This window comes from Lunatimonas salinarum (assembly GCF_017811155.1).
GTDB classification, from domain to species: Bacteria; Bacteroidota; Bacteroidia; order Cytophagales; family Cyclobacteriaceae; genus Lunatimonas; species Lunatimonas salinarum.
The window spans coordinates 27,883-43,870 of record NZ_JACVCV010000019.1 but is presented as its reverse complement, the minus strand read 5'-3'; the positions used below and the strand labels follow the sequence as shown (position 1 = coordinate 43,870).

General features: G+C 46.5%; 11 protein-coding genes. 5 read left to right on the top strand and 6 right to left on the bottom strand.

Translation table 11 applies throughout. The features are described 5' to 3' along the window. On the bottom strand, positions 1 to 873 hold the full coding sequence (locus IAQ59_RS18650) for a lysophospholipid acyltransferase family protein (RefSeq protein ID WP_209332362.1): 873 nt from the start codon (positions 871 to 873) through the stop codon (positions 1 to 3). Between the two features lie 125 nt (positions 874 to 998). Here IAQ59_RS18650 and IAQ59_RS18645 point away from each other — a divergent pair, with 125 nt between their 5' ends. Genes IAQ59_RS18645 through nadD form a run of 4 tightly spaced genes read left to right on the top strand, consistent with a single transcriptional unit; the run spans position 999 to position 3,049 of the window. Then, complete coding sequence (locus IAQ59_RS18645; RefSeq protein ID WP_209332361.1) at positions 999 to 1,595, top strand: sigma-70 family RNA polymerase sigma factor; 597 nt, start codon at positions 999 to 1,001, stop codon at positions 1,593 to 1,595. Positions 1,596 to 1,621: 26 nt separating this feature from the next. After that, the gene (locus tag IAQ59_RS18640; RefSeq protein WP_209332360.1) at positions 1,622 to 1,891 is read left to right on the top strand and encodes an anti-sigma factor; all 270 of its coding nucleotides are present in this window, start codon (positions 1,622 to 1,624) and stop codon (positions 1,889 to 1,891) included. A gap of 13 nt (positions 1,892 to 1,904) precedes the next feature. After that, positions 1,905 to 2,480, top strand: coding sequence for a guanylate kinase (gene gmk / locus IAQ59_RS18635; RefSeq protein WP_209332359.1), 576 nt, complete (start codon positions 1,905 to 1,907; stop codon positions 2,478 to 2,480). Positions 2,481 to 2,482: 2 nt separating this feature from the next. Further along, the gene (gene nadD, locus IAQ59_RS18630) at positions 2,483 to 3,049 is read left to right on the top strand and encodes a nicotinate (nicotinamide) nucleotide adenylyltransferase (RefSeq protein ID WP_209332358.1); all 567 of its coding nucleotides are present in this window, start codon (positions 2,483 to 2,485) and stop codon (positions 3,047 to 3,049) included. On the opposite strand, the gene IAQ59_RS18625 is transcribed toward nadD, so the two are convergent. From IAQ59_RS18625 to IAQ59_RS18605, 5 genes are all read right to left on the bottom strand, one after another. Further along, entirely contained in the window at positions 3,046 to 4,407 is a 1,362-nt protein-coding gene (locus IAQ59_RS18625; RefSeq protein WP_245189705.1) for a vanadium-dependent haloperoxidase, read from the bottom strand. The two genes, nadD and IAQ59_RS18625, sit on opposite strands and share 4 nt — an antisense overlap. Positions 4,408 to 4,453: 46 nt before the next feature. Further along, positions 4,454 to 5,869, bottom strand: coding sequence for a vanadium-dependent haloperoxidase (locus IAQ59_RS18620; RefSeq protein ID WP_245189704.1), 1,416 nt, complete (start codon positions 5,867 to 5,869; stop codon positions 4,454 to 4,456). Between the two features lie 68 nt (positions 5,870 to 5,937). Next, entirely contained in the window at positions 5,938 to 9,306 is a 3,369-nt protein-coding gene (locus tag IAQ59_RS18615; RefSeq protein ID WP_425342621.1) for a VCBS repeat-containing protein, read from the bottom strand. A 184-nt stretch (positions 9,307 to 9,490) separates the two neighbouring features. Further along, the gene (locus tag IAQ59_RS18610) at positions 9,491 to 10,939 is read right to left on the bottom strand and encodes a Gfo/Idh/MocA family protein (RefSeq protein ID WP_209332357.1); all 1,449 of its coding nucleotides are present in this window, start codon (positions 10,937 to 10,939) and stop codon (positions 9,491 to 9,493) included. A 227-nt stretch (positions 10,940 to 11,166) separates the two neighbouring features. Further along, on the bottom strand, positions 11,167 to 14,790 hold the full coding sequence (locus IAQ59_RS18605; protein ID WP_209332356.1) for a PAS domain-containing hybrid sensor histidine kinase/response regulator: 3,624 nt from the start codon (positions 14,788 to 14,790) through the stop codon (positions 11,167 to 11,169). A gap of 330 nt (positions 14,791 to 15,120) precedes the next feature. Between IAQ59_RS18605 and IAQ59_RS18600 the strand changes: the two genes are divergently transcribed. Then, the gene (locus IAQ59_RS18600; protein ID WP_245189703.1) at positions 15,121 to 15,933 is read left to right on the top strand and encodes an endonuclease/exonuclease/phosphatase family protein; all 813 of its coding nucleotides are present in this window, start codon (positions 15,121 to 15,123) and stop codon (positions 15,931 to 15,933) included. Positions 15,934 to 15,988 lie beyond the last annotated feature (55 nt).

The window sequence follows — 15,988 nt, the reverse complement described above, 5'->3', positions numbered from 1 at the left end:
CTATTTCGGTTCAAAGGTACTATTTCCGCTGGACTTTTTCTCTTTCCACCGGTTGTGGGACCACAAGTAGAGGGCGGGTTCCTTTCGGATGTTGTCTTCAACGGCGGCTACATAGGCATCTGTGATACTGTGGGGAGGGTGATCGTCATAAGGGGGAGTAGCCAGTACCCTATACGAATAGGTGTAGTGGCCCCTTTTGGTTTTTCGGATTTCTCCGTAGATAACGGGCAGGTTGAATTTTTTCGCCATTTTTTCTCCCCCCTCAAAGAAGGCCGCTTCCCGGTTCATAAAGGTGGTCCAATAGCGGATTTCCGAAAACTGCGGTCTTTGGTCAGCAGCAAGTCCAATCATTCGAGGCAGGTTTTTATGGGCTATCAAGTGCTTCACAAAGGAGTTTCTTTCTACCAATGTGCCGCCATACCTGCTTCGGATAGTCCGCATAAGCTGTTCAAAAAGGGGACTGTTAACCTTGAGGTATACCGTTTCGCAGGCACTTTTCATCACACGGCTAAACGCAACCACGTGCCCTTCCCAATTGAAGAAATGAGCCTGCATCCCGATGACAACCTGCTGATTGTGTACCCGATCCACGACGATTTCGGGGTTGATGAGGCGGTACCTTTTGATGACCTCGCTGTCTGATATACGCAATAACTTGATGGTTTCGGCGAAAGAATCGGTCAGGTTTCTAAAAAAAATCTTTTCTATTTCCTTTCTTTGTGTTTCGGATTTTTCCGGAAATGCAAAGGCCAGGTTTTCGCGAACAACCTTCTTTCGGTATCCCACCACATAGTAGGCAATCAGAAAAAAGAAGTCGCTGATGAGGTATAAGACGCCAATGGGCAGAAGAGAGAGGGCTTTGAAAAAGAGCATGGGTGTTTATGAACGCTTAGAGGGACAGTTTTTTGATCCCTCCTAGTCAGCAAAATAACGAAAATCGCCCGACTTTCTTCCCAAATATTAGTTATAAATTACGTCAATTCGTAATTTTAATCCCTATGTCAGAGGTACAACGAAAAAAATATTCCGATAAAGATAAGAACAGCATTTTTGACAGGGAGTTTATGCCGCACATAGACTCTATGTACAATTTTGCCTACAGGTTAACCTTTGATGAGGACGATGCTAAGGATTTGGTGCAGGACACCTACCTGAAAGCCTACCGGTTCATCAATTCCTTTGAGCGGGGAACCAACGCAAAAGCATGGCTGTTCCGAATTCTCAAAAATAGTTTTATCAACGAATACCGGAAGAAAAGTAAACAGCCTGCCAAGGTAGATTATCAGGAAGTTGAAACTTATTATAACTCGGATAACGTTGATTACAATATGACATCCGACTTACGGGTGGATGCGGTAAAGGACATGCTTGGAGATGAGATTTCCAACGCACTTAACAGTCTGGCGGTCGATTTCAGGACGGTTATCATCTTGTGTGACCTGGAAGGGTTTACCTATGAGGAGATGGCCAAGATCCTTGATATACCGATCGGAACCGTACGATCCAGGCTACACCGGGCTAGAAATCTGCTCAAAGATAAGCTTAGAGATTACGCACAGCATATGGGCTATGACACGGAAGGAGAGGAAGAATAATAGATGTAAAGAACCTAAATTTACCAATGGATAATTTTACCCCGTCTAATCAACGTAAACTGAATTGCAGTGATGCGAGCAAGTGCTTTAAGCTTTTGGAGAGTATTTTGGATGGTGAAGCAGCGCTGGAAGACAAGCATGTCCTGGATGAGAAGTTGGCAAAATGCCAGCCTTGTTTCGAACACTTTCACTTGGAAAAGGCCATCAGGGACGTTTTAAAAACCAAATGCACCAAACACGCGGTACCTACGGAACTTGTCGATAGCATTCGCCAAAAAATCCAAGAGATAAAATAATTGTAAGCGATGTATGTCAACAGGTAAGGCCATCATTTTCTCAGCTCCTTCAGGGTCTGGCAAGACCACTATTGTAAGACACCTCATTAAAAAATTCCCTAATTTAGGTTTTTCCATCTCTGCATGCACCCGAGACAAACGGGGCCGGTCAGAGCAAAACGGCAAGGATTATTACTTTTTGACACCTGAGGCCTTCAAACAAAAAATTGATCAGGATGAATTTATCGAATGGGAGGAAGTGTATGAAGGCAATTTCTATGGTACGCTAAAAGAAGAAATACAGCGAATTTGGGATGCTGGTAAGCACGTGATTTTTGACGTGGACGTGAAGGGTGGGCTCAATCTAAAAAAATACTTTGGCGATCGGGGTCTTGCCATTTTTGTAAAAGTCCCAAACATCGAAGATTTGGCCAATAGACTACGGGACAGGGGCACCGAAACGGAAGAAAGTCTATCCAGGCGTATATACAAGGCCAAGTTTGAAATGGGGTTTCAGGACAAGTTTGACATTATTCTGGTAAACGAAGAGTTGGACCGCTCCTTTGCCGAAGCCGAGAAGTTAGTAGGTGATTTTATCAACCAAAAGTAGTTTTGAAAATAGGATTGTTTTTTGGCTCCTTTAATCCCATTCATATTGGGCACCTGATCATCGCCGATATCATGCAAGATCAGACTGATTTGGAAGAAGTGTGGTTTGTGGTGAGCCCCCAAAATCCGATGAAATCAAGCAAGTCGCTGCTTCATGAATTCGACCGCCTTCGGATGGTGGAATTGGCGACGGCGGATAATTTTAGATTCAAAGTGCTGGATGTGGAGTTTCATATGCCAAAGCCCAGCTACACCATCGATACCCTAGCGGTACTGTCTGACAAATACCCCCAACATGAGTTTAAGCTGGTCGTAGGAAGTGATAACTTAACCCATTTTCACAAATGGAAAAACAGCGAACAGCTATTGGAATACTACGGGCTTTATGTTTACCCCAGGCCGGGTAAAATGAAAACCCTCGATCACCCCCATATTCAGTTTATTGATTCACCATTAATTGATATTTCGGCCACTTTCATTCGGGACACCTTACGCAAAGGAGGCAGCGTGCGTTACTTGCTCCATCCCCATGTTTCGGATTATATACGGGACAAAAAGCTGTACTACTAATCCGTCAAACGGCTGTTTGCCACTTGGCGGGTACTGATTTTTTGCGAAAGATATTCGGCAATCCTCTCTCCTTGTTTGACCCCTTCCTCAATAGCAGGTATGTAGTGAATACCACCGTAAAACCTACTTATGGCCGCTTCATCTGCTGCTTGGTTGAAGGATTGAAACGCCCTTGTGCCTAGCCCATAATTGACCTCGGTGGTGTCAATGAATGCAAAAGGCTCGCCAAGTAACCCCGTCAATGCCCTGGAGGCTGCTGTCGAAATGACACTGTGTCCACTCGTGTACTCGGGGAAGGGAGGAGTCTGTAACAGGGGAACCCAGTCTTCGTCCATATACCGGTTGATATAGGTTTCCGGCCTTATCAATACACTACGGTACTTTTCGTCCCAACAGGATATAAACCCATCAAATACATATATGGAGGTCAGCGCAAGTACTTCTGCCGTATCTTTCCAGTCTAATTTGGCGTTTTTGGCCGCTATACCGGCTATGCCGATCCAATGTCCTCCCGGAGTAATTTTTTTTTCGGCATACATCACGTGTCCTTTCACGTTCATCTTATAAGGGTTGCAATCCCAAAAATAGGCAATTTCACGTTGTTCAGGGGTGAGGGAGTTGCCCGCTTCCATAACCTCTTTGGCCTCTTTGAAGAACTGGCTGTCAGGGGTATGGCCAAATGCCGTCGCTTTGCGTGGGATAAACTGGTCAGCCGAATCCAACACAAAAGGGCGTATTTTATTCCAATTTGGCTCTATCCCTTCGATATATGCGGGTGGGGTTGGCTTCCAGGAGTAGTCGTCATCTCGAACGGTATATTTCTCAAATGAACGGCTTTGGTGGTAGTTATCCTTAGAAGCATAATCCAACACGTGGTTGGCCATAGATTCTCCCAAAGTGACAGATTCCTGTATGATTGACTGGGAGGCGCCCAGCTTTCTTACCTCCTCCAGCAGCCGGTCTTTTTCGGTGGAAATCAAGTGTTCTGAAAATACCAGCTTGGAGGCCACTTGGTAATAGGCGATCAGCGCGGCAAGGGGCAGATAGGCATTTTCAGATACCTCAAATTTTTTTGGTTCAAAGCCGTTTAGTTGACCCATCAGGGACCTGTGGGTGCTGCTATCGGCTAGCACGGCGATCTCGAAAGCCGCAATCGACGGATAGGCATAAATTCTGCTCGCCACCGGGGGAGAAAATATGTCGTGTACCATTGCGTCGGTCAGGGTACCTCCTGCCTCGATGAGTCTTTGGTTGGTGGTTAAAAAGCCCCTGTATTCCTGCTTCTGCTCACAGCCTACAAAGATCATAGCAGACAGAAACGTTACCCATATTCCAATGTTAATTCTTCCTAATTGCATGATAAATCTAAGTATGCTCGTTTGGCTCGGAGGGTTTTTTTAAACATCATTTGGAAAGGGGGTTAGCGATACCATTTTCGGTCATTTGGGCGATGATCCATTCACCGACTTTTTTCCCCTGTTCCTGCCCTACTTCAATGGCATCTATATAATGGATGCCTCCGTAAAGCCTGGAGATGCTGGCCTCATTGGCAGCTTCATAGAAAGAGTTGAAATCCCTCCTTCCCAAGTGATACTTTTCTTCCACCGTGTCGGTATAGGCAAATCCATCTCCAAAAAAGTGCGTGAGAATCTCTGCGGAGGTGGTGGAAATGGTAGAATGCCCACTCAAATATTCCGGAAAGGGAGGTGTTTGCAGAAGTGGCGTATAGGTAGGGTCTAAGTATTTTCGAATAGCTGTTTCCGGCCGTATCCGGTTGCTTCGGTACTTTTCATCCCAGCAACTCAAAAATCCATCCATCAGGCCAACGGACACTACGGCGGTGATTTCCATGGCTTTGTTGAAGCCAACTCCTGCCTGCCTACAGGCAATGTCGGTAATCCCTATCCAATGTCCACCGGGAGAAATTTGCTTTAATCCGACCATCAAATGTCCGGTTTCTTCCAGCGCAAAAGGGTTGCAGTCCCAAAAGGCTGCGATCGTTCGAGCCTCTGTAGTTAAGTCCACCTCATACACCTGCCGCATCAATCGAAAAAAATCGGAATGGGGATTTTCCGAAAAGCTAACTGGCGGTATGGGTTTGAATTGATCTGCTTTCACTAAAGAAAATGGTCTGATCGTATTAAAATAAGGTTCTACCGGAGCAAAATATCCTGGGGGGGTGGGGTACCACGAACCAGGCACCTCGCTGGGTGTGTACCTCGGGTAGTTGCTGATCTCCGCATAGCGATCAGACTTGGCATATGCTAGGATATGCTGGGCGATGCGTTTCGCGTAGGCCTCTGAATCGGATAAGGCGCTTTTTTCAATTCCCAATGCGCTACAGGAATCCAGAAAAGACTGCTTTAATTTCAGCAATTCAGACCCCGACGGTTGCATCGCCGATGCGACCTCAATCATGGCTAGCGCTGCACTTACCTGCGTATGTTGGTTAGGCAGGTCGTTTTGCGCAGGGATGTCCGGGTAATCGTTCAACACCTTTGCCATGGATTGGAAAAGGGTATCTTCTTGGCTGACCACTTCGTAGCCGGCCAAGGCGGCATAGGCATAAAACCTCGCTGCAAGTGGCGGGTTGGTAATGTCGTTGACCATTAAGTCGGTCATTGATTCAGTGATCCACCCGATCATCCCGGCAGGTAGCGAAATGGTCGGTTTTTCCCTTTGCCCGGTGCATGCGAAGGCAAGTAAGAGTATGCAGACACCCAATAGGATGGGTTGCCGCCCAAAAGGTGAACGAGCAGACGGTTTAACCAGAGCAGGTCTATAAGAATGAATTGAGACAGGACTGGAAAGGCGTTTCATAAGTTAGTCTAAGGTTCTATTGATTTGTCACGTCTGTCTGAGTTGAGGGCGGGTAGCGCACAGGCACGTCATTCATTCCCGGATTTAATGGTTGGAGGTGTAGCCATTTCGTACGCGATGATTCCTTTTTGATTAATGCCAAAAAGGACCAAATCGTTCACCATAAGCATACTTCTGATATCGCCTATGATCCGAAGCCCACTACTTAGCTGTGGAAGATACCTGAAATTGCCGGTTCCATCTCCTTTAAGCAAGGTTCCATAGTTGGCATCGTATTTTCCGAACCGCAACCTGGCCTTTTCGATATTACCGCCTAATAGGATATCCGGGTGGCCATCCCTATCGAAGTCGCTGACCAAGATTGAAAAAACCGGTGAAAATTGTGCTTCAATGGGTAATGGCTGCATTTTCAGCGTGCCGTCGGGCTGGGATAAAAAGAGCGAGGTTTTGAGGTTGGTGGCTTTTGCATAGCCTGCATCTTTTAGTTCATCTTTTGTAAAAATATCCGTTAATGTGGCGTCCGCATAGGCAGCGTAGTTGGTAAATCGTGTCCGCATCATGGATAGCTGATCGAGAAGTTCATCACGGGTGAGGTAGGGATAGCTTTTGCCTTGGATGTAAAAGGAAAGAATGGGGTCTACTGCACCATTATTATCAAAATCCTTGTAATGAAGCTCTGCGGGTTCTTCCAAAGATGCCCGCGCCTGACTATTTAGGCCTTGATTTCCAACAAGTATGTCTGGTTTTCCATCTCCGTTGAGATCTCCTACCCAAAGGGTGTTCCACCATCCCTCATGGGGGTATTCCATCCATGCTTCTCCGGTTTCGACCAATGCATTCCCGGACTTGCCAAATATACGAATGGGCATCCATTCTCCTACCACGATAAGCTCTTCGGCTCCATCACCATTCAAGTCCGCCCATGCAGCATCGCTCACCAGTCCGGCTTTTTTTAGGTCAGGAGACCATTGGTCTGTTTGTACCGAATACTTGCCTGTGCCGTCATTGATCAATAGGTAGGACTCCGGAATTTCAGGGTACCTACCGGGAATCACCCTGCCACCCACAAAGAGGTCCGGTAGCCCGTTCCCAGTCAGATCTGTTGCCGCAACGGTTCCCGTACTAGTAAACATTTCTGGGAGTAGATCTCCGCCTATATTGAAGTTGCCTTTTCCATCGTTCAAGTAGATTCGGTCCTGTAGCTTTGGGTCTTTGGGCATGAAATTACCATATCCGCCACTTCCCACATATAAATCGATGAAGCCGTCTCCATTCACGTCCGCAAAGAGGGCTTGCGAATCGGTATGATCCATATCTTCAGCGAATGCTGTGATATTGCCTTCTCGGAAGGTTCCCTGAGGGGACTGCAGATAGAGCTTTGAAGCAAAACCCGCATCGGCACCTACAAAAACGTCCTCAAGTCCATCTCCGTTTACGTCTGCTTTTGCCATCACCGGCCCTACAAACGACAAAGGATTTACCAAGAGTGGCTGACGCTTAAAATCGTTGAGCGTATACCTTGGTTGGATGTTGTCGAAGGGCACTTTGCTGGGTTTAAGGATAGGTTTGGGAATTGTACGTGAGATAGACAGTTGCTTCCCTTCTGATTCCCGCAGGGTCAAGGTTTGATCTGCAGTTAGTTGGGGGAGTGTTTGTGCCTTTCCGCTGGGCCAATAGATATGGACCGAGTCCACCTTGGTTACCCTGCCTAAACCTATATGCAAAATGGGAGACACGCTTGACTGGTATCCCCGGGTGGGCATTTGCTCCAGCAACAGCTTCGTACCGTTATGATAGACAGTGACTTTGGCTCCCACTCCCTGGGTATTTTTGTTTTCCCCTTCCAACATGAGTTTTAGGTAGTGGTTTGATCGCTGCGTGTCGGTTTCATTTCTATAGACAAATGCCGGAAGGGACACATTGTTCACGATGAGATCTAAGTCGCCGTCGTTGTCAAGATCTGCATAGGCGGCCCCGTTGCTATTGGCTACTTGGGCCAGTCCCCAAGAAGAGGTCTGGTTTTCAAACGTTAGCCCCCCGGTATTTTGAAATAGGTAATTGATCACGTTGGAGGAAGGCATGGAATACACCAGTTCCAGTACATTCTCCCGTCTGAGGCCTTGGTATTTTTTAATGTAATCGGCCATGTATTTCAGGAAGTCCTGATTGGTATAGTCTCTGTGGTAACCATTGGTGATGTAGAGGTCTTTCCATCCGTCATTGTCAAAATCGGCAAAAAGTGCAGACCAGCTCCAATCGGTATTGGAGATTCCTGAAAGCTGGCCAATTTCACTAAAGGTGCCGTTGCCATGGTTGAGATGCAGCATGTTCCGCATGTATTGGTGGTGAAAACCCACCCGCAGGTTAAACTCAAACTTTTCATAGTTATCAGGTGCCATCAGCAATTTTTGTCGCCGATTGTCTTCAGGCAGCATATCCAGTGTGAAGATATCCACCAGGCCGTCATTATTGATGTCGGCAATATCGCTGCCCATGGAGAAGTTGGAAATATGTCCCATGCTTTCTCCAAGCTGGTCTTTGAAGGTTCCGTTGCCCTGATTGATATATAGGTAATCGGGTACCGTGTAATCATTGCTGACATAAATGTCCAAATACCCGTCACCGTTTATATCCGATACCCCGGCACCCAGTCCATAGGAGAGGGCGGAGTTAAAAATGCCGGCCATTTCGGTAGTTTCCGTGAACCTTCCGTTGTCGTTCCGAAATAGCTGTGGCCCTGCTTGGTCGGGATGCTTCAAAATTTCTACCGTGTTTGATTCGTCCAGAATGGGAAGAGACTTTGGGTTATGGTTCAGCAGGAAGAGGTCTAAATCTCCGTCGTTGTCCATGTCAAAGAAAACGCCTTGGGTAGACGTGGCTTCGCTGTCTATCCCAAAATGTTCGGCTTCTTCCGAAAAGATTGGGATCCCCATTTCGTCAGGGCCTTGGTTGATAAAAAGTTGGTTGCGTCTTTTCTCCGGAGGTAGGGATCCAGAATAGCAAACATAGATATCCAGCATTCCGTCACCGTTCACATCGGCCATGGTAACGCCTGTTGCCCAAGGGCCAGGCCTACCCGCCACATTTGCTTTCGCAGTGATGTCTTCGAATTGCATAGCCCCTTTGTTCAGGTAGAGCTTATTGGGTACCATGTTTCCGGTAAAATAGATATCTTCCAGCCCATCGCCATTTAGGTCGCCAACGGCCACCCCTCCGCCGTTGTAGAAATACTCGTACATCAGGATATTGGTATTCAGCGCTTCTGTGAGGGTATTCTCAAAGGTAATTCCGGTGGTTTCTGCAGAAAGTAGGGTGAATAGCGGTGGTGTATCAGGTACTGGTTTTTCGCCGGTTTGTTCTGGAGAACTGCAGGAGAAGGTAAGGGCGATCAATACAAGAGAGGGAAGGTTTCGGCAACTCAACGGGGTCATTTTCATTTATTTGGATTACAAATATAGTAAATTCGGTAAGAACCCGAGCAGTTGTTTGAACGGAAGGTGGTTTGGCTTGGGCAAGGCAGTTGGAGTGGGACTGTCGCGGTAATGTAGTGCAATAAAAATGCCTCTGCAAGGAGATCACAGAGGCATTTGATTTAATTGAAGTTACCGCAGAGCTCACTCATTATCCAAGGCTCCACCCTTCGCGGTACTCTCTGGCAACGAACTGATTGGCATTGTCGTAATTAGTTACTTTCATATTGGCAGAATCCCACAGTAATTTTTTGCGGCCGAGGTAGCGTTCGTCGCTTCGTCGTGCTTCGGGATTGTCGCGTAGCATCCAGCTTCGGATGGCCACATTGCCGATCAGTATGCTTTCGGTAAATGGTCCTGCGTATTCAAATGGAGAGCTCGTTTCTGCATTGCCGTACCCTGCCAGGCAGGCATTTACCCAGTTTAGGTAGTGGTCCTGATCCGGTACCCGCTTTATGGTTTCTGGAATACTGAGGATTTCATTGTCCTTTAATGGCAGTAATCGAGGGTTGGCACCGTAACAATCCGCCATCAGCTTACCTTTGGTTCCGATGAAGAGAACCCCTCCATCCGAGTTGCCAAAGGACTCACCGGGGAGTAGTTCCTCTGGTTTTTCCGGGAGGATTCCTCCATCGTACCAGCTTACTTTGATATCTCCTTTGGCATCTTTGCGAGGATAATTCAGGTGAATAGAGGTCGAAAATGGTGTCCAGTCTGGGTTATGGTCTTGCTCGCGCAGGGTAAACATCCAAGTACCCGCCACGCTGCATTCTACCGAATTCGGGAAGTCAATAGGTAAAATGCGAAAGACTGGATCCATGATGTGGCAAGCCATGTCGCCAAGTGCCCCGGTTCCATAGGGCCACCAACCCCGCCAATTCCAAGGCAAGTAAGCTTCATTGTAAGGGACTTTTGGTGCCGGACCTAACCACAGGTCAAAATCCAACTCCTTGGGTATTTTGAAGGTTTTGTCGGTGGGAACTGCCTGAGGCCATACGGGGCGATTTGTCCAACACTGTACTTTTTCTACGGTTCCGATGATGCCGGAATCATATATTTCTTTCATCCGCCGGACGCCATCACCGGAGCCTCCTTGGTTACCCATTTGAGTGACCACTTTGTATTTTTTTGCGGCCTCTGCCAATACCCGCGCTTCAAGTATACTATGGGTTAATGGCTTTTGAGTATAGACGTGTTTTCCCATTTGCATGGCGGCAATGGTCGCAACCGCATGTGTATGGTCCGGTGTAGAGATCGAACAGGCGTCAATGGTATCTTTTTCTTTGGAAAGCATCTCCCTGAAATCCTTGTAAAAAGTAGCCTTCGGGAAGTTTTTCTTGGATTCGGCAGTCATCCGGTCATCCACGTCGCAAAGTGAAACAATATTTACGTTTGGGCTTTTGGCAAAGGAGGTAAGGTCACTCCTGCCCTTTCCGCCTACGCCGATCCCGGCAATGTTTAATTTGTCACTCGGTGCGATGTATCCGGCACCTAACACATGCCTGGGCACGATAAAAAAGGAAGATACTGCCGCCATGGATGTTTTTTTGAGGAAATCTCTCCTCGAATCGTCGTTTTTTGGGCTGTTGTTCTGTTGCATATAGTTCTAATTTAACGGGTTTGTATGGCTCTAAAGCGCGGTCTGAATGCTTCTTTCTACTCCTTTGTATTTGCCAACTGTTGGGCTAAAAACAACCTATTTGGACGTTTTTAGCGTCAATTTTGAATCGTTGACAGCAAGGTGTGACCTTTGTATTCTCCACGCTGCTTTAATATACCGTCTTCGAACCGGATACGACCATTTGAAAATTAAAAAATACCCGGAAATTAAACTTGCTGCTGAATACGATCACGAATAAAGTTGATCAACAGGTCCTGAACGATTGGTTTTGTGAGGTAATCGTTCATACCGGCTTCTAAACAGCGCTCTTTCTCTCCCATCACTGTTCCGGCCGTGAGGGCCAAAATGGGGACCGACGTCCCATTTTGGAGATTACGGATGGCCCTCGAAGTTTCATAGCCGTTCATAATCGGCATTTGAACATCCATTAGAATCAGGTCTGGCGTCTGTTCTGTGACGTACTCGTAGGCCTCCAAGCCATTGACTTTTTCGATTACTTCGATATTTGGGCTGATTCGCTGGAGGATTGCCTTGGTCAACTTCATGTTGACGGGGTTGTCTTCAGCCACTAGTACAGAAAACGGCTTCGATCCGAGGAATTCGGGTTGTTCAGCCATAGGTGCCGACCCACTTCGTGGGAATTCTCCACGGATTTTTCGGATGGCCTCATCTATTTGGTCAAGTTTGACCGGTTTGACTAGCTTTTGGTGGATCTTTAGTGTGTTAAGTCTCTCGTTGTCAAGGTTTTCCTCGCTGGAACTTGATAGCAATACAATGGGTATTTCTCTTTTATCAAATAAACTATTCTGTCGGATTTTTTCGGCGGTTTCTATCCCACTTAAAAAAGGCATGCGGTAATCCATGAGGATCAAGTCAATGTCTGCTTCATTTTCAAGTAGGTGAAGGCACTTGAGCCCGTTTTCTGCGAGGCTTACCTTCACCCCTTTTTCTTGTAACATTTCATGCATGAGCGATCGATTCGTGGCGTTGTCGTCTACTACCAGAATGTGTTTAACCGCTTCAATTGGCTGGGAAGCAGCTTTTTCTCCTTCCTCCACGGACAATGCCAAGTCAAAGTAGAATGTACTTCCCCTGCCCAGTGTACTTTCCAGCTCCAATTTGGAACCCATAAGTTCCAATAGCTTGTTTGAAATGGCCAATCCCAGCCCTGTGCCACCAAATTTTCGTGTAGTACTGGCATCTTCTTGCGAAAAGGCTTCGAAAATCTTTTCCCTTTTATCTTGGGCAATGCCAATGCCGGTATCCCTAACGGAAAATCGATAGAGCCGGGTGTGTTTGGCCACTGCATCCAGTTCAAGTACTTTCAATTCAACTTCGCCTTTCTGAGTAAATTTGACCGCATTGGTCAGAAGGTTTACCAAGATTTGCCTCAAGCGAACATCGTCTACAAAAATATACCGAGGAAGGCTTCTCGATACATTAACCAGCAACTCGAGCCCTTTGGCATGTGCCTGGTATTTCGTGATCTCCGCGACTTGTTCGCCTAAGTGAAACAAGTCTGTCCTAGCAATAGACAGCTCCATCTTTCCTGCTTCTATTTTGGAAAAGTCAAGGATATCGTTGATGAGATCTAGTAGGGAATGGGCCGAATGATGTACCGTTTGCATGTATTGCAGCTGGGTGTCGGAGAGCGGCGTTTTCATCAGTAGGTCCGTAAATCCAATCACTCCATTTAGCGGTGTCCGGATTTCATGGCTCATATTGGCAAGAAATGCAGATTTTGCCTGATTGGCGTTTTCAGCGGATTCCTTTGCCTCCTGAAGTTGCTCGGCTTGTTTTTTCTGCTCTGAAATATCCTGAACCACGGAAAGGACCACCCATCGGTTTTGGTTGTTTAGGTATCGTATACCATTCATCAGCACGGGAGTACTTTTGCCGTCTTTCGTTAAAAATGATTGTTCCAAGGGACCATATTCTCCGACCTTTTCCAAAGCGCTTCTCCAGGCGGTTTCAAACTGCTTAAAATCCGACGAGACAAGCTGCTCAAAAGTGAGTTGTAGAAAAGCAGGCTTGTCGTAAGCGGTAGCGAGCAGTAGGGCATGGTTCACTTCTAGAAATTGGCCCGTTTCATAATCACTGAGAACAATTCCCACCGGGGATAGATCAAACAGAAGCCTGAATTTCTCCAGATTTGACTTCAGCTCAAATTCCAATTCTTTGCGGTCTCTAATATCTTGATGTGTTCCGTACATCAATAGCGGCCTGCCCATATCCGTCCACGATCCGATCTTACCGCGGTCCATCACCCACACCCAGTGACCGCTTCGGTGTTTTAGCCTGATTTCACATTGGTAATAATCCGATTTTCCGTTAAAATGTGCTTCAAGTAGGTCCTTGCATTTCTCGTAATCCTCGGGATGACAAAGCTGGTCAAAAGAGGGTATTTCTCCTTTCTGCAGCTCCTCGCCGGAATATCCGAGGATTTTTCCCCATCGTTCGTTGTAAATACGTGTACCACTTTGGATGTTCCACTCCCAGGTTCCGGCGTGAGTACCCTTAATGATGGAGTCCAGCCTTTGGGATTTTTCGGAAAGGAGCAATCCTGCTTCCTTACGGGGCGTAATATCGGTAGTGATGCCCACCAGTCCGTCAATTTCTCCAGCTGCATTTTCCAGCGGGATTTTTGAGATCAGGCAGTATCGGATAGAACCGTCTGGCTTCACTAATTTCACTTCTTTGTTGATGATTTTACCTCCATCCTCCATCACCCACCGATCTTCTTCGAAGGCGGTGTCAGCAATTTCCGCCGGGTAAAGCTCTTGGTCGGTTTTGCCTACCACCTCGCTACTTTCCGAAAATCCGAGGAATTCCAATTCCGCACGGTTTACCAAGACCTTTTGATGTTGCAGGTTTTTGGTGTAGATACTGCTGGGGATATTGTCGATGATGGTCCGAAGCAGGTTTCCCTGCCTCGACTTCTTATGTTGGATATCTTCTATGATGCAATAGACGTCGCAGTTTTCGTCTGGAAAGTTCAGGCAGGCAAAGCTGAGCTCATACCACCTACTTTGGCTTCCTGTAGCAAAAAAATACTGCTCGGTAATTCGGGTTCGGCTTACCTTTGCCCGTTGGATCTGATTTTCTATACGCGACAGATTCCCTTCTAAAAAGGGAATATCCGCCGCACATCTTCCAACAAAATAAGTAGGATTGATTGGAAAGACTGCCTTGCTTTCGCAGAGGTAGGAAACAACCCTATTTTCGCTATTCAAAAGAAGTACCAAGTTTCCGGAGCGGCATAACAGTGCTCCTAGATGCCGTTTCAGTTCGGCCAATGCTTTTTCCGAATAGTGTACTTGCCGTGTTTTGCCGGCTACCCGGTCTTGAAGGAGCTTTTTGGTGTCTTTTGCAAGCAGCTCAATCATTCGTTTCTGGGAGGCAGAAAGCGCCTTTGGGTTCGTATCCAATAGGCTTATTGTTCCTATTGGGTTTCCGAGGTCGCCTTTTAGGAGGAACTGATTGACTACGTGTATGTCCTTGTTGCCGATGAGATCATTTAATCTGTCTTTTACCCCATTTAGCCAATCTTCTTGTTCGTTCGTGTGCTGATTTCCCAGAGCGGTGCACTGACAGAAGATTCCTATGTGCTCAATAGCAGTCTCCGACCAATCTTGGTTCGAAAACACATACACGTATCCCTCATCAATGGACGTGATTACGCCGGCTATCGCATTTTGAGCAAGTGTCAATCGCTCTGCCATCTCGTATAACGATCGGTTCAACGAGGTGTCTGTTCGAGGTATTCTGATGGAAGACAGCAGGCTACCCGATTCAAGCAGAGAAGTATGGAGCACTGGTGGTTGGATCATTTTTCCGATGTTAGGTGACCGGTCTTTGCCGATTTAATTTTATGAGAAATTTATAAAACATCCTAATATTTTGGAAGTTTGTTTCGGGAATGTAAACTTTAATTTTAAAAAATTTTTAAATACCGTTTTTTATTGTTTAAGATTCAAAATCCTGTATTCGAACGAAACCGGGATTTTATGGGATATTTTATCTTTTGGGAGACAAATTACTTTATTCGGCACACTTGCGTTTGTTTATTCGTTAGCAGCAACGGCTTCGTAGGAAAAAAGCCAAGCAGTTTATACCTTTGTGGCAGGTAGTTGACCGTTCTAGCAGGTATGGGTAATTTTATGAAAGTCAATTCGTTTGGGGGATTATTTTTTCGGGTAATCATCGTAGGACTCACTACTATTTGGACGCTGTGGGCGAACACCATGCATGCGCAGGAGGTTGCTGTACTTTCCTATAACATACATCATTGTAACCCTCCCTCAAAGCCAGGCAAAATAGAAGTAGAAGCGATTGCGCAAGTGATCCTTGACAGCGGTGCGGATCTCGTGGCATTGCAGGAAGTGGACGTCTACACGGTACGGTCCGGCACCGCGCTGCATCAGGCGAAGAAGCTCGGGGAACTCACCGGTATGCATTGGTTTTTTTACAAATCCATAGATCACGCAGGTGGTGAATACGGAAATGCATTGTTATCTAGGTTTCCGATTATCGATCGAGGAGGGTTTTCTTTGCCTAATGATCCGGATACTGAACCCCGCACAGCCATTTTTATAGACGTAAAGCTTCCGGGAGGCCAAGAAATTACATTTGCCGGGACCCATTTGGAATTTAAGCGGGAAGCCGTGACACTTCGTCAGGCGGAAGCGTTGGTGTCTTTTTTTGATGAAAGGCCGCCAAAGCCGATTATTCTTGCAGGAGACTTCAATGCCGAAGCGTCGAAAAGTCCGATTGGCTATTTAGATCGACACTTTAGCAGGTCTTGCAAGGAAGGATGTTCGCCTACGAGTCCTCAAATAAATCCAAACAAGGAAATTGATTTTATTATGGTGAAGCCACCCCGGGCTTTTCAGATAGCTTCCCATCGGGTGATAGAGGAGACCTATGCGTCGGATCATTTGCCTGTTCTGGTTAATTTACAGGTAAATAAGTAGCAGATTTTGTTTTGTTTTCTTATTACAACGAGCATATTTGCATAATGAAATTTTC

Bases quoted from the DNA above. Each gene is read 5' to 3' on its own strand.
- IAQ59_RS18650 (WP_209332362.1), bottom strand. From the start codon at position 873: ATGCTCTTTTTCAAAGCCCTCTCTCTTCTGCCCATTGGCGTCTTATAC.
- IAQ59_RS18605 (WP_209332356.1), bottom strand. From the start codon at position 14,790: ATGATCCAACCACCAGTGCTCCATACTTCTCTGCTTGAATCGGGTAGC.
- IAQ59_RS18610 (WP_209332357.1), bottom strand. From the start codon at position 10,939: ATGCAACAGAACAACAGCCCAAAAAACGACGATTCGAGGAGAGATTTC.
- IAQ59_RS18615 (WP_425342621.1), bottom strand. From the start codon at position 9,306: ATGAAAATGACCCCGTTGAGTTGCCGAAACCTTCCCTCTCTTGTATTG.
- IAQ59_RS18620 (WP_245189704.1), bottom strand. From the start codon at position 5,869: ATGAAACGCCTTTCCAGTCCTGTCTCAATTCATTCTTATAGACCTGCT.
- IAQ59_RS18600 (WP_245189703.1), top strand. From the start codon at position 15,121: ATGAAAGTCAATTCGTTTGGGGGATTATTTTTTCGGGTAATCATCGTA.
- IAQ59_RS18645 (WP_209332361.1), top strand. From the start codon at position 999: ATGTCAGAGGTACAACGAAAAAAATATTCCGATAAAGATAAGAACAGC.
- IAQ59_RS18640 (WP_209332360.1), top strand. From the start codon at position 1,622: ATGGATAATTTTACCCCGTCTAATCAACGTAAACTGAATTGCAGTGAT.
- gmk (WP_209332359.1), top strand. From the start codon at position 1,905: ATGTCAACAGGTAAGGCCATCATTTTCTCAGCTCCTTCAGGGTCTGGC.
- IAQ59_RS18625 (WP_245189705.1), bottom strand. From the start codon at position 4,407: ATGCAATTAGGAAGAATTAACATTGGAATATGGGTAACGTTTCTGTCT.